The sequence below is a fragment of the Klebsiella quasipneumoniae subsp. quasipneumoniae genome (assembly GCF_020525925.1).
GTDB classification, from domain to species: Bacteria; Pseudomonadota; Gammaproteobacteria; order Enterobacterales; family Enterobacteriaceae; genus Klebsiella; species Klebsiella quasipneumoniae.
The window spans coordinates 3,087,826-3,108,425 of record NZ_CP084876.1 but is presented as its reverse complement, the minus strand read 5'-3'; the positions used below and the strand labels follow the sequence as shown (position 1 = coordinate 3,108,425).

The 20,600-nt window shown below is 63.1% G+C and carries 20 protein-coding genes; 6 read left to right on the top strand and 14 right to left on the bottom strand.

Translation table 11 applies throughout. The features are described from left to right. Positions 1 to 52: 52 nt before the first annotated feature. The 3 genes from pncA to sppA all read right to left on the bottom strand — a co-directional run bounded on the left by pncA (position 53) and on the right by sppA (position 3,715). Positions 53 to 694 carry a bifunctional nicotinamidase/pyrazinamidase gene (gene pncA, locus LGM20_RS15105; RefSeq protein ID WP_044522315.1) on the bottom strand — a complete coding sequence of 214 codons (642 nt, stop codon included), beginning with the start codon at positions 692 to 694 and terminating at the stop codon, positions 53 to 55. Between the two features lie 9 nt (positions 695 to 703). Further along, a complete protein-coding gene (gene ansA / locus LGM20_RS15100) occupies positions 704 to 1,723 on the bottom strand; it encodes an asparaginase (protein WP_032452508.1) in 1,020 nt (339 codons plus the stop codon). Between the two features lie 138 nt (positions 1,724 to 1,861). Next, positions 1,862 to 3,715 (bottom strand): signal peptide peptidase SppA, encoded by a 1,854-nt coding sequence (gene sppA, locus LGM20_RS15095; RefSeq protein ID WP_004203792.1) that lies wholly within the window; start codon positions 3,713 to 3,715, stop codon positions 1,862 to 1,864. Positions 3,716 to 3,881: 166 nt separating this feature from the next. Between sppA and LGM20_RS15090 the strand changes: the two genes are divergently transcribed. Next, positions 3,882 to 4,433, top strand: a complete 552-nt coding sequence (locus tag LGM20_RS15090) for an NAD(P)H nitroreductase (RefSeq protein WP_044522321.1) — start codon at positions 3,882 to 3,884, stop codon at positions 4,431 to 4,433. Positions 4,434 to 4,941: 508 nt separating this feature from the next. Here LGM20_RS15090 and phoC read toward each other — a convergent pair. Continuing rightward, positions 4,942 to 5,688, bottom strand: coding sequence for an acid phosphatase PhoC (gene phoC, locus LGM20_RS15085; RefSeq protein ID WP_008807621.1), 747 nt, complete (start codon positions 5,686 to 5,688; stop codon positions 4,942 to 4,944). Between the two features lie 225 nt (positions 5,689 to 5,913). On the opposite strand from phoC, the gene selD reads away from it, so the two are divergent. The 3 genes from selD (at position 5,914) to LGM20_RS15070 (ending at position 10,063) form a co-directional block, all read left to right on the top strand. Beyond that, positions 5,914 to 6,957, top strand: a complete 1,044-nt coding sequence (gene selD / locus LGM20_RS15080; protein WP_044522394.1) for a selenide, water dikinase SelD — start codon at positions 5,914 to 5,916, stop codon at positions 6,955 to 6,957. Between the two features lie 4 nt (positions 6,958 to 6,961). Further along, positions 6,962 to 8,908, top strand: coding sequence for a DNA topoisomerase III (locus LGM20_RS15075; protein ID WP_023289280.1), 1,947 nt, complete (start codon positions 6,962 to 6,964; stop codon positions 8,906 to 8,908). Positions 8,909 to 9,082: 174 nt separating this feature from the next. Beyond that, a complete protein-coding gene (locus LGM20_RS15070) occupies positions 9,083 to 10,063 on the top strand; it encodes an NAD(P)H-quinone oxidoreductase (RefSeq protein WP_044522397.1) in 981 nt (326 codons plus the stop codon). A 43-nt stretch (positions 10,064 to 10,106) separates the two neighbouring features. On the opposite strand, the gene gdhA is transcribed toward LGM20_RS15070, so the two are convergent. Further along, the gene (gdhA, locus tag LGM20_RS15065) at positions 10,107 to 11,450 is read right to left on the bottom strand and encodes an NADP-specific glutamate dehydrogenase (RefSeq protein WP_004176526.1); all 1,344 of its coding nucleotides are present in this window, start codon (positions 11,448 to 11,450) and stop codon (positions 10,107 to 10,109) included. 182 nt (positions 11,451 to 11,632) lie between these two features. Continuing rightward, positions 11,633 to 12,043, bottom strand: a complete 411-nt coding sequence (locus LGM20_RS15060; RefSeq protein ID WP_044523153.1) for a pyrimidine (deoxy)nucleoside triphosphate diphosphatase — start codon at positions 12,041 to 12,043, stop codon at positions 11,633 to 11,635. An 86-nt stretch (positions 12,044 to 12,129) separates the two neighbouring features. Here LGM20_RS15060 and LGM20_RS15055 point away from each other — a divergent pair, with 86 nt between their 5' ends. Next, entirely contained in the window at positions 12,130 to 12,744 is a 615-nt protein-coding gene (locus LGM20_RS15055; protein WP_032452514.1) for a CDP-alcohol phosphatidyltransferase family protein, read from the top strand. A gap of 51 nt (positions 12,745 to 12,795) precedes the next feature. Here the strand turns inward: LGM20_RS15055 and LGM20_RS15050 are convergent, their stop codons facing one another. From LGM20_RS15050 to LGM20_RS15020, 7 genes are all read right to left on the bottom strand, one after another. Next, a complete protein-coding gene (locus LGM20_RS15050; RefSeq protein WP_044522400.1) occupies positions 12,796 to 14,103 on the bottom strand; it encodes a sulfurtransferase in 1,308 nt (435 codons plus the stop codon). A 93-nt stretch (positions 14,104 to 14,196) separates the two neighbouring features. Beyond that, positions 14,197 to 14,829, bottom strand: coding sequence for an ATP-binding cassette domain-containing protein (locus LGM20_RS15045; RefSeq protein ID WP_044522403.1), 633 nt, complete (start codon positions 14,827 to 14,829; stop codon positions 14,197 to 14,199). Continuing rightward, the gene (locus tag LGM20_RS15040; protein ID WP_044522405.1) at positions 14,829 to 16,364 is read right to left on the bottom strand and encodes an ABC transporter permease subunit; all 1,536 of its coding nucleotides are present in this window, start codon (positions 16,362 to 16,364) and stop codon (positions 14,829 to 14,831) included. Before LGM20_RS15040 ends, LGM20_RS15045 begins: the two co-directional genes overlap by 1 nt. After that, on the bottom strand, positions 16,337 to 17,515 hold the full coding sequence (locus LGM20_RS15035) for an ABC transporter substrate-binding protein (RefSeq protein ID WP_044522407.1): 1,179 nt from the start codon (positions 17,513 to 17,515) through the stop codon (positions 16,337 to 16,339). Before LGM20_RS15035 ends, LGM20_RS15040 begins: the two co-directional genes overlap by 28 nt. Before the next feature lie 2 nt (positions 17,516 to 17,517). Then, the gene (locus LGM20_RS15030) at positions 17,518 to 18,078 is read right to left on the bottom strand and encodes a carboxymuconolactone decarboxylase family protein (RefSeq protein ID WP_032452523.1); all 561 of its coding nucleotides are present in this window, start codon (positions 18,076 to 18,078) and stop codon (positions 17,518 to 17,520) included. Beyond that, positions 18,075 to 18,785, bottom strand: a complete 711-nt coding sequence (locus LGM20_RS15025; protein ID WP_044522410.1) for a TVP38/TMEM64 family protein — start codon at positions 18,783 to 18,785, stop codon at positions 18,075 to 18,077. The genes LGM20_RS15030 and LGM20_RS15025 overlap by 4 nt, the downstream gene beginning before the upstream one ends. Beyond that, complete coding sequence (locus LGM20_RS15020; RefSeq protein ID WP_223822588.1) at positions 18,772 to 19,410, bottom strand: TVP38/TMEM64 family protein; 639 nt, start codon at positions 19,408 to 19,410, stop codon at positions 18,772 to 18,774. Before LGM20_RS15020 ends, LGM20_RS15025 begins: the two co-directional genes overlap by 14 nt. Between LGM20_RS15020 and LGM20_RS15015 the strand changes: the two genes are divergently transcribed. Beyond that, positions 19,342 to 19,485, top strand: a complete 144-nt coding sequence (locus LGM20_RS15015) for a hypothetical protein (protein WP_023289292.1) — start codon at positions 19,342 to 19,344, stop codon at positions 19,483 to 19,485. The two genes, LGM20_RS15020 and LGM20_RS15015, sit on opposite strands and share 69 nt — an antisense overlap. Before the next feature lie 155 nt (positions 19,486 to 19,640). Here LGM20_RS15015 and xthA read toward each other — a convergent pair whose 3' ends face one another. Continuing rightward, complete coding sequence (gene xthA, locus LGM20_RS15010) at positions 19,641 to 20,447, bottom strand: exodeoxyribonuclease III (protein ID WP_023289293.1); 807 nt, start codon at positions 20,445 to 20,447, stop codon at positions 19,641 to 19,643. Positions 20,448 to 20,600: the final 153 nt, after the last annotated feature.

Here is a 20,600-nt window from a genome sequence, read left to right as displayed (position 1 = left end):
ACGATAACGAAGCGGCAGAAGAAGCCCCGGCGCGGGCGCGCCGGGGAAGGGATCAGGCGTGGGTTTCCCGCCAGTCGTCGAGGGTATAGAGCGTGGCGCCTGCGGCGGCCATCTCCATAAACGCCTGGCTGGTGTCCTGCGGCTGAAGATTCACCCCGCGGCAGCCGTCGGTGATGACGTTGACCGTGTAGCCCAGCGCCAGGGCATCCAGCACGGTGAACTTAACGCAGTAATCGGTGGCGAGGCCGAGAACGGTCAGCTCCACGATCCCCTGACCACGAAGCCAGCCGTCCAGTTCAGTTTTCTGCCGGTGACCGTTGTCAAAAAAAGCGCTGTAGCTGTCAATGTCCCGGTTTTGCCCTTTGTGGAACACGGCGGCGATGGCCTGCTGCTTGAGCAGGGGATGCAGCGCCGCGCCTTCGCTGTGCTGAACGCAGTGATCCGGCCAGAAAGTTTGCGCCAGGCCATCCAGGTCGCCCACGGTGTAGGGTTCCACCTGGTGCTGGCTGGCGAAGCTGCCATGATCCGCGGGATGCCAGTCCTGGCTGGCGACGATGGGCTCGCCGCGCGCCAGACTCCAGTCGATAAGCGCATTGGCCACCTCGACGGTGCTGTCGCCTTCGGGAACCGCCAGCGCGCCGCCGGCGCAGAAGTCGTTCTGCAAATCAACCAGTAACAGCGCTCGATGCGCCATACGTCCTCCTTAAGCTTCGTCAGGGGTCAGTTCGCCACGCAGATTCTGCTGCATCGCCGCGCGAATGGCGTCAACGTCCAGCTGCTGGCTCAGCAGATAGTGTAGCTTGGTCAGCGTCGCTTCCACCGTCATATCGAAACCACTGATGACTCCCGCCTGGGCGAGGGCATTGCCGGTGGCATAGCCGCCCATGTTCACTTTACCGGACATACACTGCGTCAAGTTGACCACCACAATGCCGCGCTGGCTGGCTTCCGCCAGCACCTGAATAAACTCGCCATTCTGCGGCGCATTGCCGACGCCGTAGGAGCGGAGGATCAGCGCTTTCACCGGCTGGCGCAGGAAATTACGCACCACGTCGGCGGAGATGCCGGGGTAAATCGTCACCACGCCAATCGGCTGCGGGGTGATGGGGTGCACGATAAGCTCTCCGCAGCCCTGCGGCGCCGGCGGGGTACCGAGACGGCGGATATGGATCCCGGCCTCCAGCAGCGGCGCGAGGTTTGGCGAGGCGAAGGCGTCAAAGCCGTCGGCATGGGCTTTAGTGGTACGGTTGCCGCGGAACAGCCGATTGTTGAAGAACAGCGCCACTTCGTTAATCGGATAGTTGGCGGCGACGTACAGGGCATTGAGCAGGTTGATCTGGCCGTCGGAGCGCAGCTCGGCCAGCGGGATTTGTGACCCTGTCACAATCACCGGTTTGCCGAGGTTTTCCAGCATGAACGACAGCGCAGAGGCGGTAAACGCCATGGTGTCGGTACCGTGGAGGATCACAAAGCCATCATACTCCTCGTAATGGCTGCGGATATCGTCGGCGATGTGCTGCCAGTCCTCAGGGGTCATATCGGATGAATCCATCAGCGGATGGTATTCATGGATCGTGAAGTCCGGCATCTCCGGGCGATGGAACTCAGGCATCAGCGCCAGTTGACGCTGGAGATGGCCGGAAACGGGTACATAGCCGTGTTCAGAGCGCTGCATACCGATGGTCCCACCGGTGTAGGCAACGTAAATCGATTTTTTTTGCATAGCATCGCTTAGGTTGGTCGTAGACAGGCGCAGTATAAAGAGACGGAGGAAAAAATACAGTGTTGGCCGCTCGCTTTGTGGCGGCGCTGGCAGGTGCGGAAAAAAGGCTGCCCCGGGAGACGGGGCAGCCGCTGCGTATTAACGGATGTTGGCGCAGGTCAGGCAGAAGGCATAGCGGTTCTGCGGGTCGTTAAACGCCGCCAGCTTGTCGCTTTCGGCTTTCACCGTCTCGGCTGCCGCGGCCACCGGCGCAGGCAGCCAGGCCTGAATGGCGGCCGGCAGCGAGGCGCGTACCGAACCGGTCAGGCTGTCCAGCACCATCGAGAAGAAGGTGGGCTCTTCCTGATAGTAGTTGAGGTGCCAGGTTTTCAGCTTCGCCAGCTCGGCGGCCTTGGCCACCGCGTCGTCGAAGTCGCCGAGGCTGTCGACAAGACCGTTGGCTTTGGCATCTTCCCCGGTCCAGACGTGGCCCTGGGCAATCTGGTCGATTTTCTCCGGCGTGCTCTTACGCGCGTTAGCCACCAGGGTGATAAAGCGTTGATAGCCGTTCTCAATGCTCAACTGCATCAGCTGCTGCACTTCCGGCGGCAGCGCTTTGGTGCTGGAGATATCCGCCAGCGGCGACGTGGCGACGCCGTCGGTATGGACGCCAATCGACCCAAGGGTGTTTTCCACGGTGTTGATCACCCCAAAGATGCCGATGGAGCCAGTGAGGGTGCTTGGGTTCGCGACAATGTAGTCCGCCGGCGTGGAGATCCAGTAGCCGCCGGAGGCCGCCATGCCGCCCATTGAAACGACCACCGGTTTACCCGCGGCTTTGGCTGCCGCCAGCTCTTCGCGAATGATTTCCGAGGCGGTCACGCTGCCGCCCGGGCTGTTGACGCGCAGGACGATGGCCTTAATTTTCGGGTCGAGGCGCGCATCGCGAATTTGCGCGGCGGTGGTGTCGCCGCCGACGTTGCCCGGGGTCTCCTCGCCGTCCATGATGGCGCCGTTGGCGAAGATCACCGCGATGGCGGAACCCTGGTCAGACGGTGTTTTCACGTTGTAGTCGTAATAGCTGATCGCCCGGTAATTGTTATCCGCTTTGCTCCAGCCAAACTGTTTGGTCAGCGCCTTTTCCACTTCCGTGGAGGTCGCCAGCTCATCCACCAGCTTATTGTCCAGCGCATATTTCGCCGTATCGCCGCCCACCTTACGCAGGCCATCGATAATGCCCTGGGCGCCCGGGAAGAGCTGCTGGGCGGTGATCTGCCGGTTGGCGGCGATGGTGTTGAGGTAGTTCTGCCACAGTTCGCCAATCCAGCGGCTGTCCGCTTCGCGGGCGGCAGGGGACATGTCATCGCGAATGAAAGGCTCGACGGCGGATTTATAGGTGCCGACGCGGAAGACATGGGTGGAGACTTTCAGCTTATCCAGCAGCGACTTGTAGTACAGCCCGTTGGTGGCGAAGCCGTGCAGGTCCACCTCGCCCTGCGGAGAGAGCCAGATTTTGTTGGCAAAGCTCGCCAGGTAGTACTGGCCCTGGCTGTAGCTGCTGCCGACGGCATACACCGGTTTGCCGCTGTCGCGGAATTCGCGCAGCGCTTTACCGATGTACTGCATGGAGGGCTGATCGCCGCCGACGAAGTTTTTCAGATCCAGCACAATACCGGTGATATTACGGTCATCCTTCGCCTGACGGATGGTCTGCACGATATCGAACAGAGAATTCTCCTGCAGACGGTCCGAGCTGGCGCCAAACAGCTGGCGGCCAATTACGCCGAGCTTGCTGCTGGCGGACGGTTTATCCACCACCACGCCGGTAATATCCAGCAGCAGCGCGCCGCGCGCGGCATGTTCGCTGGTGGTGCTGCTGAACTGGCTCCAGATGCCGATACACACCAGCACCAGCACCAGGAAGATCGCATTGAGGGCCAGTTTGCGAATAAAGTTGAGTATCCGCCACGTCCATTTAAAAAAGCTGGCAATCAGTCGCCAAAGGGTTCGCATGTATTCTCCCTAACGTTATCTAAAAATGGGCAGGCCGCAGGGGCCGCCGCGTCTGGCTATCCTAAAGAGTGAGCCGTCGGTTGTCAGCAGGAATCACCGACCGCGCTGTAACAAAATCCTTGTGCATGTTAATTTTATGAAAAATGACATCACAGGAGTTATACAGATGGATGCTCTCGACCTACTGCTTAATCGCCGCAGCGCTTCCCGCCTGGCGGAACCGGCCCCGGCCGGCGAACAGCTGGAAAACATTTTGCGCGCCGGGCTGCGCGCCCCGGATCATGGCACCCTGCAGCCGTGGCGCTTTTACATTATCGCCGATGACGGCCGCGAACGCTTTAGTCAGCTGCTGGAAAAGGGGGCCCGGGAGGCCGGCCAGGATGAGAAGGGCATAGAGAAAGCCCGCAATGCGCCGTTTCGCGCGCCGCTGATCATTACCGTAGTGGCGCGCTGTGAAGACCACCCGAAGGTGCCGCGCTGGGAGCAGGAGATGTCCGCTGGCTGCGCGGTGATGGCGATGCAGATGGCGGCCCTGGCCCAGGGATTCAACGGCATCTGGCGCAGCGGAGCATTGACCGAGAGCCCGGTGGTGCGGGCCGGCTTCGGGTGCCGCGAGCAGGATAAAATCGTCGGCTTCCTCTATCTGGGCACGCCGCAGCTGAAAGCCTCAACCACCATTGCCCTGCCGGATACCGCGCCGTTTGTGACGCGATTCTGAGTCAGCGCGTGTTACGCCGGGTGGCGGCTGCGCCTTACCCGGCCTACATTCGTACGACCTGTCGTTAATTTATTCACCATTGTTGCTGAAACTGCCGGTGCTGGCCGGAGCCCGGGGGTACAGGGGGCGGCGGCGACTGGCCGCCCCCTGTGCGCTCCCTGCGCCATGCCAGACATAACGCAGAGGATATATCGGGAGCGCCATCTGCCCGGACATAACACAGGAGTGGTAGCCCTGCTAAGCGCAGCGCGAGCAGGGAAATTTACGATTGCGCCGTTATTTCGCCGGGCGGCGGCTGCGCCTTACCCGGCCTACATAACCATCCCTGTATCAGACGGTTACCCCTCAATGTAGGCCCGCGCAAGCATAGCGCCGCCGGGCGATGGCAGCAGGCTCGGAGCCGCATCTATGCCGGGCGGCGGCGTGCGCCTGACCCGGCCTGCAGCCCCAAAGGTAGCCCGGACAAGGCGCGCCAGGCGCCGTATCCCGGAGTTCAACGGCGATGACGTTACTTCTGCGTTTTGGCGAATTCGTCTTTGGCTTTCTGCAACTGCTGCTGGAAGGCCGGGTTGGTGTGCAGCGTGGCGACCACCGCGGAGCCGACGATGCGCGCCGCATCGACATCGCTCTGCCAGTGATAGCCGCAGATCACCCGGCTCTCGCCGAGCTCATAGCCGCGCTTCAAAATTTCGTTCTGCCGCTGCGGGTTGATCTCTGCCAGCACCAGGGCGGTGGCCCAGCCGATGGAGGTATGCCCGGATGGGTAAGAGCCGTTTTTCGACAGCTTGTCCTGCTCGGTGGTGTTGCAGGTGGAGACACCGTAGAAGGCAAACGGGCGAATGCGCATATACTTCTCTTTCGCGCCGCGGGTCGCCAGATCGCCGGCGTCTTCAATCATATTGGTCAGCAGCTTATGGAGCTGCGGCGCGTCCTTTTCGGTGATCGGCGAGCCAAAGGCGCTGGAGAAAGCGTTAGCCACGCCGCCCGCGCTGAGGTTGGCATCTTCTGCCGCCAGCTTCCCGCGCTCGGTGTTGCGCAGCAGGCGCCCCTGCTCATACATCGCCTGATCGTTTAAGAACGCGATACTGCCCACCGCCGGCGGCGGCGGCAACAGCGCCAGGCTGTCGATGGCCTGGGCATTGGTCAGATAGTAGAGATCGGGCTTGGTGGTGACATCGTTACCGGGGGGAACCAGCGCGAAGGCGTTAACGGAGAAGAAACTGGCCAGGCAAAGGGCAAGAACACGCTTTTTCATTAGAATTTCCTTACGTCATAATCATTCCAGAGAAGACAGTCCTGGGTTGTCACATTTCTGTCATCTTTAAGTAAAAGTGAAAATGGTCGGGAAAAAATTGCCGCGTCTCGCAAAAACGGCTTTTTGTCTGCTTAATGAGCAACCATACGCGATTTCAGACTGTCGTACTTACCACTCTGACGTTTGGGCGCTAACATAGCGGGATTGCAATGACAGGAGATGTCCATGAGCGAGCAAGCCATTCGTTTAACGCAATACAGCCACGGAGCCGGTTGTGGTTGTAAAATTTCCCCGAAAGTGCTGGAAACCATCCTGCATAGCGAGCAGGCGAAGTTTGTCGACCCGAACCTGCTTGTCGGCAACGAAACCAGCGATGATGCCGCCGTTTACGATCTTGGTAATGGCACGTCAATCGTCAGCACCACCGACTTCTTTATGCCGATTGTCGATAATCCGTTCGACTTTGGCCGCATTGCCGCCACCAACGCCATCAGCGATATTTTCGCCATGGGCGGGAAACCGATTATGGCGATTGCCATTCTCGGCTGGCCGATCAACACCCTGGCGCCGGAAATCGCCCGCGACGTGGTGGAGGGCGGGCGCTTTGCCTGCCAGCAGGCCGGGATCGCGCTGGCGGGCGGCCACTCCATTGACGCTCCTGAGCCGATCTTTGGTCTGGCGGTCACCGGCGTGGTGCCCACCGAGCGCATCAAGAAAAACAGCACCGCGCAGGCGGGCTGCAAACTGTATCTCACCAAACCGCTGGGGATCGGCGTGCTGACCACCGCGGAGAAAAAATCGCTGCTCAAGCCAGAGCATCAGGGGCTGGCGACGGAGACCATGTGCCAGATGAACCTCGCCGGCGCCGCGTTTGCCGCTATCGACGGGGTGAAGGCGATGACCGACGTCACCGGCTTTGGCCTGCTCGGCCACCTCAGCGAGGTGTGCCGCGGGGCCGGCGTGCAGGCGCAACTGCGCTATGCCGATATCCCGAAACTGCCGGGGGTGGAGGAGTATATCGCCGCCGGCGCGGTGCCGGGCGGCACCGGGCGCAACTTTGCCAGCTACGGCCATTTGATGGGCGAGATGCCGACGGCGTGGCGCGATCTGCTGTGCGACCCACAGACCTCAGGCGGTCTGCTGCTGGCGGTGACCCCGGAGGCGGAGGCGGAAGTCCAGGCCGCCGCGGCGGAGTTCGGTATTAAGCTGGCCGCCATCGGCGAGCTGGTGACCGCCCGTGGCGGACGACCGATGATCGAGATCCGTTGATTCGATGCGGTTGTTTATTGCAGAAAAACCGAGTCTCGGTCGGGCTATCGCCGATGTGTTGCCTAAACCGCACCGCAAAGGCGATGGCTATATTGAGTGCGGCAACGGGCAGGTGGTCACCTGGTGTATCGGTCACCTGCTGGAGCAGGCGCAGCCGGACGTCTATGACAGCCGCTATGCCCGCTGGAATCTCACCGACCTGCCGATTGTGCCGGAGAAATGGCAGCTGCAGCCTAAACCTTCGGTCACCAAACAGCTGAATGTGATCAAGCGCCTGCTCGGCGACGCCGAGGAGGTTATCCACGCTGGCGACCCCGACCGTGAGGGGCAACTGCTGGTGGACGAGGTCCTCGACTACCTGCAGCTGGCGCCGGAGAAGCGCCAGCAGGTGCAGCGCTGTCTGATAAACGATCTCAACCCGCAGGCGGTGGAGCGGGCGATCAACCGCCTGCGCGCCAACAGCGAGTTTGTGCCGCTTTGCGTGTCGGCGCTGGCGCGGGCGCGCGCCGACTGGCTGTACGGCATCAATATGACCCGGGCCTATACTCTGCTGGGGCGCAACGCCGGCTATCAGGGGGTGCTCTCCGTGGGGCGGGTGCAGACCCCGGTGCTCGGCCTGGTGGTGCGCCGCGATGAAGAGATTGAAAACTTCGTCGCCAAAGATTTCTTCGACGTCAAAGCGCATATCGTCACGCCGCAGGAGGAGCGCTTTGTCGCGACCTGGGTGCCGAGCGAAGCCTGCGAACCTTACCAGGATGAAGAAGGGCGCCTGCTGCATCGTCCGCTGGCCGAGCACGTGGTTAAGCGTATCGAAGGCCAGCCGGCGCTGGTGACCGGCTATAACGATAAGCGCGATTCCGAACCCGCGCCGCTGCCGTTTTCGCTGTCGGCGCTGCAGATTGAAGCGGCCAAACGTTTCGGCTTCAGCGCGCAAAACGTGCTGGATATCTGCCAGAAGCTGTATGAAACCCACAAGCTCATCACCTATCCGCGTTCGGACAGCCGCTACCTGCCGGAAGAGCATTTCGCCGGCCGCCATGCGGTGCTGAATGCGATTGCCGTCCATGCGGCGGATCTGCTGCCGCAGCCGGTGGTGGATCCGGAGATCCGCAACCGCTGCTGGGATGATAAAAAGGTCGACGCGCACCATGCGATTATCCCGACCGCCCGCAGCAGCCAGGTCAAACTCACCGATAACGAAGCGAAGGTCTACACCCTGATCGCCCGGCAGTATCTGATGCAGTTCTGCCCTGACGCGGTGTTCCGTAAATGCCAGATTGACCTTGAGATCGCCAACGGCAAATTTGTCGCCAAAGCGCGTTTTCTGGCCGAGGCGGGCTGGAGGACGCTGCTTGGCAGCAAAGAGCGCGATGAAGAGAACGACGGCACGCCGCTGCCGGTGGTGGCCAAAGGCGATGAACTGCTGTGCGAGAGGGGCGAGGTGGTGGAGCGCCAGACGCAGCCGCCGCGCCACTTTACCGACGCCACGCTGCTGTCGGCGATGACCGGGATTGCCCGCTTCGTGCAGGATAAAGATCTGAAGAAGATCCTCCGCGCCACCGACGGCCTCGGCACCGAAGCGACCCGCGCCGGGATTATCGAACTGCTGTTTAAGCGCGGTTTCCTGAGCAAAAAGGGGCGTTATATTCACTCCTCGGAGGCCGGAAGGGCGCTGATTCATTCCCTGCCGGAGATGGCCGGGCGACCGGACATGACCGCCCACTGGGAGTCGGTATTGACGCAAATCAGCGAGAAACAGTGCCGCTATCAGGACTTTATGCAGCCGCTGGTGGGGACGCTGTATCAGCTGATCGAGCAGGCGCGCAGCACGCCGGTGCGCCAGTTCCGCGGTCTGGTGGCGCCTGGCGGGGCGAAAAAATCCTTCAGTAAGGGCAAAGGCAAAGCGAAAGGCAAAAAAGCGGCAGACGATGCCGCGCCGCCGCCGCAATAACCCGCCCGGCGGCCGCGAGGATGCGTTTCCCCGCGGCCGCCGTTTCTCCCCCCGCCAGGTCAATGGTCTACACTAAACAGCCGGGAAGGGGTTGACGACCCCCTCAGAACAGGGATGCCCATTGCCCTTCCCGATGCCGTTGCTCATTTCTCTCCCAGGCGATAAGGAGGACCCGTGAAATATATCGCTATCAGCCAACCGGGCGGCCCGGAAGTATTGCAGATCCGCGAAGGTGAGATCCCTACCGTCGGGGAGCATGAGGTGCTCATCGAAGTGAAAGCGGCGGGCGTCAACCGGCCGGATATTCTGCAGCGCCAGGGGCTGTATCCCATGCCTGAGGGCGTCACCCCCGTGCCCGGCCTCGAGGTGGCGGGCGTGGTCGTGAAGGTCGGCGCGCAGGTCACAACCGTTGCCCCCGGGGATCGCGTCTGCGCGCTGACCAACGGCGGCGGGTATGCCGAATACTGCGCCGTCCCGGCAGGCCAGACGCTGCCGATCCCGGCGGGCCTCAGCTTTAGCGAAGCGGCCGCCATTCCGGAAACCTTCTTCACGGTGTGGGCGAACGTTTTCCTGCTCGGTAAGCTGCAGTCCGGCGAGAGCATTCTGATCCACGGCGGCGCCAGCGGGATTGGCACCACCGCGGTCCTGCTGTGTCACGCGCTGGGGATGAGCGTCTATGCCACCGTCGGCCAGGACGAAAAAATTGCCGCGCTGCGACCCTACGCCACGGCGATCAACTACAAAACCGAAGATTTCGCAGAGAAAATTCACCAACTGACCAACGATGAAGGGGTGGATGTCATTCTGGATATCGTGGGCGGCCCTTACTTTAACCGCAACCTGGGGCTACTGAAAAAGGATGGACGGCTGGTGATCATCGGCTTTATGGGCGGGCGAATCGCTCATGAGGTGGATATTCAGACCCTGATGCTCAAGCGGGCCACCGTCACCGGCTCCACCATGCGCGGCCGGACGGCGGCGGAGAAACAGGAGATTGCCGAGGCGCTGCGGCGCCACGTCTGGCCGCTGTTTGAGGCAGGGAAATGCAAGCCAATGATCTATGCCAGCTACCCGATGGCGGAGATTGCCGAGGCGCATGCCTGTCTGGACAGTGGTCAACATCTGGGGAAAGTGGTGATCACGATGACGTCGTGAGACGCCTCCCGGCGGGCAGCCGCCGGGAGGGCGTCAGGGGAGGTTAAATCACGCCCTGGGCGAGCATGGCATCCGCCACCTTCACGAAACCGGCGATATTGGCGCCGCGCACGTAGTTGGTCTGCTTCGCTTCACCGCCGTACTGCACGCAGGCGTGGTGGATATCCAGCATAATGTGATGCAGGCGGGCATCCACTTTTTCCGCTTTCCAGCCCATGCGCGCGGCGTTCTGCGCCATCTCCAGACCGGACGTCGCCACGCCGCCGGCGTTGGCCGCTTTGCCCGGGGCAAACAGCACGCCAGCTTCAAGGAACAGATCGGTCGCGGCGATGGTGGTCGGCATGTTGGCGCCTTCCGCCACGGCCTTCACGCCGTTGGCAATCAGCTGGCGGGCGGCATCGACGTCCAGTTCGTTCTGAGTGGCGCAAGGCAGGGCGATATCCACCGGCACTGACCATGGCTGCTGGCCTTCGAGATAGGTGAGGCCAAACTCGCGGGCGTAGTCGGCCACCCGGCCGTGGGCACGCTCTTTGATGTCGATCAGGCGGGCCAGTTTTTCTTTGGTGAAGCCCGCCTCGTCAACGACGGTGCCGTTGGAGTCGGAGGCGGTGACCACCCGCGCGCCAAGCTCCATCGCTTTCTCAATGGCGTATTGCGCGACGTTGCCGGAGCCGGAGACCGCCACGCGAGCGCCTTCGAAGCCGAGGCCGTGACGTTTGAGCATTGCTTCGGTGAAGTAGATCAGGCCGTAACCGGTGGCTTCCGGACGGATCAGGCTGCCGCCGAAGGAGAGGCCTTTACCGGTGAAGACGCAGGCGCTGTTGTTAGAGAGTTTGCGCATCATGCCGGCCATAAAGCCGACCTCGCGGCCGCCGACGCCGATATCGCCCGCCGGTACGTCGGTATCCGGGCCAAGATGGCGATAGAGCTCGGTCATCAGCGCCTGGCAGAAGCGCATCACTTCGCCATCGCTCTTGCCTTTAGGATCGAAATCGCTGCCGCCTTTCCCGCCGCCCATCGGTAGGGTGGTCAGGGCGTTTTTGAAGGTCTGCTCGAAGCCAAGGAATTTGAGAATCGACAGATTCACCGACGGATGGAAGCGCATCCCGCCCTTATACGGGCCGATGGCCGAGTTGAACTGCACGCGCCACGCGCGGTTGACCTGGACCTGATTGCGGTCGTCCACCCACACCACGCGGAACTGGATCACGCGCTCCGGTTCCACCAGACGTTCCAGCAAAGCAAGCTGACGATAGCGCGGATTTTCCTCAAGGAAAGGCCACAGGGTGGTCATGACCTCCCGGACGGCTTGAGCAAATTCGGTTTGATGAGGATCGCGCTGTTGAACGCGGGTGAGAAAGCCTTCCAGAGTGCACGTCTGATCCATAGATATAAGTTCCCCTTATGGTTGTGGTTGCGTGTATTTATTATGATTCGGTCCTTGAAAAAACCGATTTTCCGACTATAACACCGCTAATCCTTAGGCAAGCAAGGAAAAATTAAGCCGTCAGCAAAATTTATAATTGCCCGCCCGTCATAACTAAAAACGATGACGAGGCGGCGAGCGGATCAGCGGGGAGAAAGGGACGGGCGCTGGGCGATAAAGGCGTGCAGGAGGGGGATATCGGCCGGGGCGAGATCGAGGGTTAAGGCGTCGGCAGGAAGGCACCAGCGCAGCTGGCTGTGATAGTGGGCCAGCGGCACGCCCTGAAAGTTCGGTACCCACCAGGCGTGCAGATGGATCTGGCGACCGGAGACTTCTCGCTGATGGCTGGCGATATAGCATGCCGGGTGGGCGATGATGCCCATCTCCTCCCGCAGCTCCCGGGCCAGCGCCTGCGGCTGGCTTTCGCCCGGCTCCACTTTGCCGCCGGCGAATTCCCACATTCCCGGCTGGTCGGCGTGGGGCGGGCGCTGCGCCAGCAGAATTTTGCCATCCTGTTCAATAATGGCGGCGACAACTTCAATCATTTTTAGCATAAGCATCAACGTTAATAAGACCAAACTGGCCTATTATCACCGCCATAGACCTTTACTGACAACCGCCAACTCTGCTGGAGACCCCCGTGCTTGATAGCCACTTGCATCCTCGCCTCAAACCTCTGCTTAACGCTGCCGCCGGCGCGCTTGACCGCCCGGGTATTTCGCCAGACGGGCTGACGCTGCTCGGTTTTGCCATCGGTGCGCTGGCTCTGCCATTTCTGGCATTAGGATGGTATGGCGCGGCGCTGGCGGCCATTCTTCTCAACCGCCTGCTGGACGGCCTGGACGGCGCCCTGGCGCGGCGGCGCGGGCTTAGCGACGCCGGCGGTTTTCTCGATATCTCTTTGGATTTTCTCTTCTATGCCCTGGTGCCGTTCGGTTTTATCCTGGCGGATCCGCAGAATAACGCCCTGGCGGGGGGCTGGCTGCTGTTTGCCTTTATCGGCACCGGCAGCAGCTTTCTCGCCTTTGCCGCGCTGGCGGCAAAGCACCAGATCGCCAATCCCGGCTATGCCCATAAATCGCTGCACTATCTCGGGGGGCTGACGGAGGGGACGGAGACTATCCTGCTGTTTGTCCTCAGCTGCTTGTTTCCGGCGCATTTCGCCTGGCTGGCGTGGCTGTTTGGCGCGCTATGCTGGCTGACGACGGCGACGCGTATCGCCAGCGGCTACCGGACCTTAAAGCGGGTGGCGTGAGCGGAAAATCGCGCGTCGCCGGCAGGGGGCGACGCGCGCGGGTGGGACGCGTTACTGGCTGCTTTCCGGGCCGCGTTCTCCGCGGGCGACCGGATTGTGCGGGTTGCTGCTCCATTCGTACCAGCCGCCGTCATAGACGGCGACGTGCGGCCAGCCCATGGCCCGGGCATACATGAAGGTTTCCGAGGCCCGCCAGCCGGTTCCGCAATAGAACGCCACCTGCTGGTCAGGCAGGATGTTCCACTGGCGCCACAGGGCGGCGATATCGTCGGCGCTGCGCATGGTGCCGTCCGGGTTATGGAAGTCTTCCATGTGCGTGGAGTCGCTTCCGGCATGGCCCCAGCGGGCGCCGGCGATGTCGCCCTTCGGTTTGATATAGCTGTAGCCGCTGGTGGTGCCGATAAACTCCGGCCACGAGCGGACGCTGACCAGCGAGGCGTCCTGGCGGTGCAGCAGACCGCGGGCCTGCCCGGTATCCAGCATCAGCTGCGGCTGGCCGGGGATCGGCGCGCCAAAATCCGGTGCCGGCTGCGGCGTCGGCGGCATGCCGCGCGCCACAGGCAGACCGGCGTCGGACCAGGTCTGCCAGCCGCCGTCCAGCAGGCGCACGTCTTTGACGCCGGCGTACAGCATGATCTGCGCCACCCGCGCCGCGGCGTAGACGTCGCGACCGTAGAGGATCACCGTGGTGTCATGGCGGATGCCGTGCTTCGCCAGCATCGCCTTCAGCTGCGCATCGGACACTTTATTCCAAAGGGGTTCGCTCTCCACCTCATTGGTGTCGATATAGCCCGCACCCGGGATATGGCTCAGCAGATAGAGCTTCGGCGCTCCCCAGGCGGCCTCAAACACCTTCCAGTCGCCGGCCGGGGCGGCAGCCACGCTTTTCCCTTGCTGCAGATCGTGCAGCCACTGCGGGTAGACCAGCTGTTCAAAGTGCGGCAGCTTTTGCAGACGGTCGCCCTGGCTCAGAGCGTCGCTCAGGACGTTGAGCCGGGTGAAGCCCGCTTGTTTCAGTCGCGCCGCGACGCTGGCGTTATCCTCAGGACTGCCGTACAGCGCGATGGGGGTATCGGGCTGGAGCTGGTGCTGTTTAGCCCAGCTGTGGAGCTGCTCGTCGCTCATGGCGCCGAGCCAGCGGGCGGAAAGGTTAAGCGCCTGCGGCTCATGCCCTTCCGGGCCGTTGACGTGCTGCGGCCAGCCGTTGTAATAAGCGCTCAGGCGGGTGTCGATGGCCACGCCGTGCTGCTGTTGCAGGTGGGAGAGGGTGAGCGCTGGCATGGTTTCAGCGGCGCAGGTGGTGGTAGCAGCAAGCCCCATGAGCAGGGCGAGTGCGGTCAATTGAGAAACACGTTTCATCGAAATGCCCGACGGTAAAAAGTGGAGGGCGTATTCTCCGCTTGCCAGGCGTTGATTTCTTTGCGGTAACGCAGGTTTGCACGCTATTGCGCTTCATTGCCAGCGCTCCATCGCCAGGCACCGCCCCGTCGGCGGACAGTCCTCGCGATCGTGGGTCACCAGGATCGCCGGAATGGCCTGGCGGGCCAGTTCCTCAAATACCCAGCGGCGGAACGCGGCGCGCAGGGTGGCATCCAGGCGGCTGAAGGGCTCATCCAGCAGCAGCGCCTCGGGGCGCGCCAGCAGGGCGCGCAGCAGACTCACCCGCGCCCGCTGTCCGCCGGAGAGCGTGGCCGGGTCGCGCGCGGCGAAGCCATGCAGCCCGGCGCGACTGAGCGCCTGCTCCACCGCGGCTTTTCGCGCCTCGCCGCGCACGCTTTCCGGTAGCGCCAGCTGTAAATTTTGCCCGACGCTGAAATGGTCGAACAGCAACGGGTCCTGAAACAGGATGCCGATGCGCCGGCGCTCCGTCGGCAGCGTATCGCAGCGCCGATCGTTGAGCCACAGCTCGCCCTCGGCGCGGAAGTCGCCGGCCAGAGCGCCAATCATCCATGCAAACAGCGTCGATTTTCCGCTGCCGGAAGGGCCCATCAGCGTCAGCACTTCACCCGGGGACACCGAGAAGGCGACCTCCCGCAGCAGCGGCTGACGTTTCACGCTCAGGGTCAGATGGTTTACGGTTAGCACTAGCGAAGTCCTCGTCGATAGCGGCCCGCCAGCCAGGCCAGCAGGGCCGTCAGGGTAAAGCATACCGCCGGCAGCAGTAATTGCCACAGCGCCTGGGCGGCGAGCGTCTGCGCCTCGCCGCCGCTGCTGAGCGCCACCGCCTGGCTGGTAAGCGTCGGGATACGGCCTGCCCCCAGCCATAGCGTTGGCAGATACTGCGCAATGCTTACCGAGAAACCCACCGCCAGGGCGGTTAGCAGCGGGCGGGTCAGCGAGGGCAGGGTCAGCAGCCAGAAAATACGCGTGGGATCCCAGCCGAGCGTGCGGGCGATCACCGCCATCCGCGGATCGCGCTGGCGCCAGGCCGGGCGCAAAATAAACAGCATCCACGGCACCACCCACAGCAGATGGCCCCACAGGACGGTCCACCATTCGCCGTCTAGCCAGGCGTACAGCGCCAGCCGGTACTGGCCGTCGGCCAGCGGCAGGGCCGGCAGCACCAGCGGCAGCCAGACCCAGCCATCTCCCCGCGCCGGGCCGCAGGCCAGCCACAGCAGGCAGACGGCCGCGCCGAGGGCGCAGGCCGCCAGCGCCAGACCAAGGCTGTTAATCAATGCCTCGGTCTGCGGCGGCGCCGAGCGCGCCAGCCCCGCCAGCAATAGCGCGCACAGCAGGCCGCTCAGCGGCAGGGCACTCGCCAGCAGGCGGCCGGGCAGGGCGTGGGGATGGGGATGCCGAACGCCGCGCAGATCGGGCAGACGTCGACGCTGTAGCCGCCATCCGCCCCAGGCGACCAGCGCCAGCCCGCCGAGGATCGCCAGCAGCAGCAGGCTGGCCAGCGCCCCTTTCGCCTGCTGCAGGTCATCGCCCTGGCTTAACCACTGCCACGCCAGCACGGCGAGGGTGGGCGGATTGCCGGGCCCCAGCACCAGGGCGACGTCTACCGTCGACAGGCTCCAGGCCGCGGCGGCCAACAGCACCATGCCGAGGGCGGGCAGCAGCCCAGGCAGCACCAACCAGCGCAGGCACTGCCAGCGGCCGTAGCCGAGGCTCTTTAGCGCTGTCGCCTGGTCGGCGAGGCGCGCCTCCCCCAGCAGGCCGTAGATCACCCACAGCACAAAGGCGCTCTCTTTCAGAGCCATCGTCAGGCCAAGCCCGATGCCGTACCGGTCGACCGGCGGCGTCAAAAACGGCAGCCGCTGCCAGATCCAGCCGCCTTCGGCGAACAGCAGCAGCGCCGCCGTCGCCAGGGCTAGATGGGGCACCGCCAGCAGCAAGGGCAGGCGGGAAGCCAGTCGCCGCCAGCGGGCCGAAGGCCAGAGGGCGGCGACGATGGTCAGGGCGATCAGTAACGCGCCGCCGACGGACAGCAGCGTGGAAACAAGGGTGGCGGCCAGCGCCTGGCCCAGCTGCGGGTCGGCGAACAGCGCCCGCCAGTGGACCGGGGAGAGCGCCGGCCACACCAGCCCTGCGGCGGCGGGGAATAAGGGCAGATAGATTGCCGCCATCGTCCCCCAGGCCAGCAGGATCAGTGGGTACCGTAGCGGCGCAGCCATTCCTGCTCCAGTGCGTCAACCCATGCCGCGTGCGGCTCGGCAAGCACCGGCGGCAGATCCTGCGGCAGGGTGGCCGCCAGCGCCTGTCGCTGCTTGTCAGGTAGACGCTGCGGGTCCAGAACGCTTGGATCGCCCCAGACGGCGGCATCCGCCTTGCGCAATTGCGCCTCAGGGGAGAGCAGGAAATTGGCCACCACTTTGGCGGCGGCGACGGCGCGCGCGTTGGCCGGGATAGTCACGAAATGGACGTTGCCAAGGGTCCCTCCGGTAAAGCCGAAGCTGTAGCTGTCCGCCGGTAACTCCCCGCTGGCGGCCTTCTGCCGGGCATGGAGCGGATTAAACGTCAGCGACAGGCGGAGGGTGCCCTGGTTGAGCATGGCGTCCATCCGCGCCGGCGACGCCGGGAAATCCTTGCCCGCCCGCCACAGCGTAGGGTGCAGCGCATCGAGATAGCGCCACAGCGGGGCGGTGACCGCCGCGAAAGTCGCCGTCTGCGGCGGCTGGCGCAGGGCGGCAGGCTGGTCGGTGAGGGCGATCAGCAGCTGCTCCAGCAGGGCGGTACCGGTGAAGTCCGGTGGCCGCGGGTAGGTTACGCTGCCCGGATGGGCTCTGGCGAAGGCCAGCAGCGCCTGCGGGCTGGTGGGAGGCTGCGGGGTTTGTTCGCGGCGGGCGATAAACGTCAGCTGGGCGCTGCCCCACGGCGACTCGGCGCCCTCGGTGGCGACAGAAAAATCTTCCTGAACCGGCTTTTGCCGATCGACATAGCGCCAGTTGGGCAGCGATTCGGCCCAGCCGGTGAGCAGCAGGTTGGCCTGTTTTAGGGTGTGAAAGTTTTCGCCGTTGATCCACAGCAAATCCACCGAACCGCCGCGGCGACGGCCAGCCTGCGCCTCAGTCTGGATGCGTTTCACCGCATCGGCGGCGTCGGCGATGGGGACAATACGCAGGTCGATCGCGTAGTGTCGTTTGACCTCCTCGCTGACCCACGTCAGATAGCGGTTAACGGCCGGGTCGCCGCCCCAGGCGTTAAACCAGACGGTCTGGCCACGGGCTTCCGTCTGGGTCTGCCGCCAGCTGTCGTCGGCATTCACCACCAGCGGCCAGAGCAGCAGCAGGTACAGACAGAGGCTGAAATCACGCAAACGGCGCATCGTTACTCCTTATTATGCGGGGAAGAGGGGGGTATCTTGCACAGCCCCTGGGCCGGGATCGCCATCGCGGCGTTGAACCGCGCTGATAAATTTTGCAGGCCAATCAGGGCGGTCAGCTCGGTGAGCGCCCGGGCGTCAAAATGCGCCGCCATCGCGCTGCGCAGGGCATCATCCACCTCCGGCGGCGTCTGACTGGCGGCTTCGGCATAGGTCAGCGCCAGACGCTCTTGCTCGCTAAACAGCGTACTGTTGCGCCAGTCGGCGACCGCCAGCAGTTTGTCGCGACCTCCGCTCCGCGCCGCGAGGGTCATGCTGGTGATATCGATGCAGAATTCGCAGTGGCACAGCTGGGCGATGCGGGCGCTGACCAGCGAGCGCAGCACCGGATCCAGCGGCGAGCGGCGGCGTTCAATATAGCCCACGAACAGCGAGACCAGGTAAAACAGCCACGGGATCCGTCCCCACCAGCGAATGGGGCTCAGCACCTGGCCGTAATGACGACGGTGCAGCCAGGCCTGCGGACGAAGGATCAGGGGGACAGTATCCAGCGGGGGTAAGCTCATGGCGACGATCTCTTATGACGTTCACGGTAAATATTTTTGGCGATGGAGATGACCACCGCCAGGGCAAAAAGCAGCGAAAGGCCAGTGGCCAGCCAGAAGGCGCCTCCGGTCAGCAGGCTCCCGGCCCAGGAATAGACGATGGTCGCCGGCAGCTGTCCCAGGCCGGTGGCCAGCATAAAGGGCCAGAAGCGCAGCGAAGTCAGTCCGGCGGCATAGCTGACCGGATCAAAAGGGACAAACGGCAGCAGGCGACAGACCAGGATCGTCTGCGGGCCAAAGCGGGCAAAATAGCCGTCGACGCTGCGCAGCACCGTGCGGCCGGTGAGTTTCTCCACCACCTCGCGCCCCAGCGCTCTGGCGATGCAGAAACAGAGCCCGGCGCCGACCATGGCGCTGAACCACGACAGCGCGCCGCCCCAGAAGGCGCCGAACAGCGCGGCGTTCGCCAGGGTGATCAGGAAGGCCGGCAGCGGGGCGACGATCGCCTGGAGGATCATCAGCGCAAAAGAGACCAGCGCCGCCTGCGCCCCCCAGGCGGCGATAAAGTCTTTAACATGCTGGGGATCCAGCGACGCTAGCGCCGTCAGGCTGTGCTGCAGAAAGGCTCGCCCGCCGGGGAACCACAGCCAGGCGGCCAGAGCGGCAACGGCCACCACGGCGAGGGCCAGCCGGGCGCGGCGCAGGTGACGGCGATCAGGTCGGGTCATGGCGCACCTCCTCGCCGGGCGTTGCCACACGGCGGGCGCGGGCAAACCGTTTGCCCATCTGCACCAGGGCAAACAGCAGCCCACCAGCGAGGCTCAGCTTGAGCGCGAAGGCGAAGGTCGCCCCCTCGCGAGCCAGTTCGCTGGCCATCACCGAATAGATCACCAGGCCCGGCAGGGTGGTCACGGCGGAGATCAGGGTAAAAGGCCAGAAGGGGATCGCCGTCAGGCCGTAGGCGTAATTCTGAATGTTGTAGGGAAAGAGCGGCACCAGGCGGGTGAGGATCAGAAAATCGCTGCCGCTGCGGGCGATACCGCGCTCAATGGCCTGGAAGACGGCGGTATGGCCCACATAGCGCTGCAGCAGATCGCGCCCAAGCCAGCGGGCGATCAAAAACGACAGCGAAGAGGCGACAGTGGCGGCGGCAAACGAGAGCAGAGAGCCGGTCAGCGGGCCGAAGAGTATTCCGCCGGCGATCACCAGCAGGCTGCCGGGGATCAGGCACAGGGTGGCAATGATAAACAGCGCTGCATAGACCAGATAGCCCCAGGCGCCCTGATGGCGCAGGGTCTCCTGCAGCAGATGCAGGTGAGTCAGCAGATCGTGGAGACCGACGCGGTGGCTGATAACGGCCAGCGTGGCCGCCAGCGCGATGAGTCCCAGCCCTTTACCAATGGCCGGATGATGGCTTCTTTTTCATGAAGGGGTCTCCTGTACAGCCTGGACGCAGTGGACATTAAAAAGTGCGCGCGACAGTATCCTGTTCAGACGACGGCCACAATGGTTTACCGTCGCTTTGTTGATTTTGCTCAGGAAATTCTGCCCCCCGCGCGGCGGGAGGCAGGTCAGGACGTGGCTTACGGCCGGAAGGTGGCCCACACCGGCGCGTGGTCGGACGGTTTTTCCATTCCGCGGATCTCATAATCGATTCCGGTCTCCACGCAGCGCTGGGCCAGAGGCTGGCTGGCCAGCAGCAGGTCGATGCGCAGCCCGCGGTTATCGTCGAAGCCTTTGGAACGGTAATCAAACCACGAGAAGTGCTCCTGATTGTCCGGGTTAGCCTGACGCCAGGTATCCACCAGGCCCCAGCCCAGCAGGCGGTCCATCCATTCCCGCTCTTCCGGCAGGAAGGAACATTTGCCGGTGCGCAGCCAGCGTTTGCGGTTCTCTTCACCGATACCGATGTCGAGATCGGTAGGGCTGATGTTCATATCGCCCATGATCAGCACCGGATTCTCTTTATTGAGCTCGGTCTCCAGATAGTTCTGCAGATTCTGATAGAACGCCGCTTTGGCCGGGAATTTGGTCTCATGATCGCGGCTTTCACCTTGCGGGAAATAACCATTAATCACCGTAACGTTACCGAACGGCGACGGGATCTCGGCCATGATGATGCGGCGCTGAGCCTCTTCGCCATCGTCCGGGAAACCGCGGCGGACGGCAATCGGCGTCTCTTTGGTCAGCAGAGCGACGCCATAATGGCCTTTCTGGCCGTGATAAAAGACGTTATAGCCGAGTCTGGCGACCTCTTCGAGAGGGAACATATCGTCGTGAACTTTGGTTTCCTGCAGGCCAATCACGTCCGGCTGGTGCTTTTCGACGATGGCGGCCAGTTGGTGTGGGCGGGCGCGCAGGCCGTTGATATTAAAAGAGACAAATTTCATAGTCGCTGCCACTGTGCAAGGTGAATAGTGCAGGGATGGTAGCAGAAATTCGCCAGGCTGGCTGCCATCCGATGCGTCATTCTGCCAATCGCTGCGCATGAGCGTGCCGTGGGTGCCCCTTTTGCGGGCACGTCGCGCCAAAAAAGGGCAAAT

Bases quoted from the DNA above. Each gene is read 5' to 3' on its own strand.
- LGM20_RS15090 (WP_044522321.1), top strand. From the start codon at position 3,882: ATGGATGCTCTCGACCTACTGCTTAATCGCCGCAGCGCTTCCCGCCTG.
- LGM20_RS15035 (WP_044522407.1), bottom strand. From the start codon at position 17,515: ATGCGCCGTTTGCGTGATTTCAGCCTCTGTCTGTACCTGCTGCTGCTC.
- LGM20_RS15015 (WP_023289292.1), top strand. From the start codon at position 19,342: ATGGCGCAGGGTCTCCTGCAGCAGATGCAGGTGAGTCAGCAGATCGTG.
- selD (WP_044522394.1), top strand. From the start codon at position 5,914: ATGAGCGAGCAAGCCATTCGTTTAACGCAATACAGCCACGGAGCCGGT.
- LGM20_RS15050 (WP_044522400.1), bottom strand. From the start codon at position 14,103: ATGAAACGTGTTTCTCAATTGACCGCACTCGCCCTGCTCATGGGGCTT.
- ansA (WP_032452508.1), bottom strand. From the start codon at position 1,723: ATGCAAAAAAAATCGATTTACGTTGCCTACACCGGTGGGACCATCGGT.
- xthA (WP_023289293.1), bottom strand. From the start codon at position 20,447: ATGAAATTTGTCTCTTTTAATATCAACGGCCTGCGCGCCCGCCCACAC.
- LGM20_RS15060 (WP_044523153.1), bottom strand. From the start codon at position 12,043: ATGCTAAAAATGATTGAAGTTGTCGCCGCCATTATTGAACAGGATGGC.
- sppA (WP_004203792.1), bottom strand. From the start codon at position 3,715: ATGCGAACCCTTTGGCGACTGATTGCCAGCTTTTTTAAATGGACGTGG.
- LGM20_RS15025 (WP_044522410.1), bottom strand. From the start codon at position 18,785: ATGACCCGACCTGATCGCCGTCACCTGCGCCGCGCCCGGCTGGCCCTC.
- LGM20_RS15030 (WP_032452523.1), bottom strand. From the start codon at position 18,078: ATGAGCTTACCCCCGCTGGATACTGTCCCCCTGATCCTTCGTCCGCAG.
- LGM20_RS15040 (WP_044522405.1), bottom strand. From the start codon at position 16,364: ATGGCTGCGCCGCTACGGTACCCACTGATCCTGCTGGCCTGGGGGACG.
- gdhA (WP_004176526.1), bottom strand. From the start codon at position 11,450: ATGGATCAGACGTGCACTCTGGAAGGCTTTCTCACCCGCGTTCAACAG.
- phoC (WP_008807621.1), bottom strand. From the start codon at position 5,688: ATGAAAAAGCGTGTTCTTGCCCTTTGCCTGGCCAGTTTCTTCTCCGTT.
- pncA (WP_044522315.1), bottom strand. From the start codon at position 694: ATGGCGCATCGAGCGCTGTTACTGGTTGATTTGCAGAACGACTTCTGC.
- LGM20_RS15075 (WP_023289280.1), top strand. From the start codon at position 6,962: ATGCGGTTGTTTATTGCAGAAAAACCGAGTCTCGGTCGGGCTATCGCC.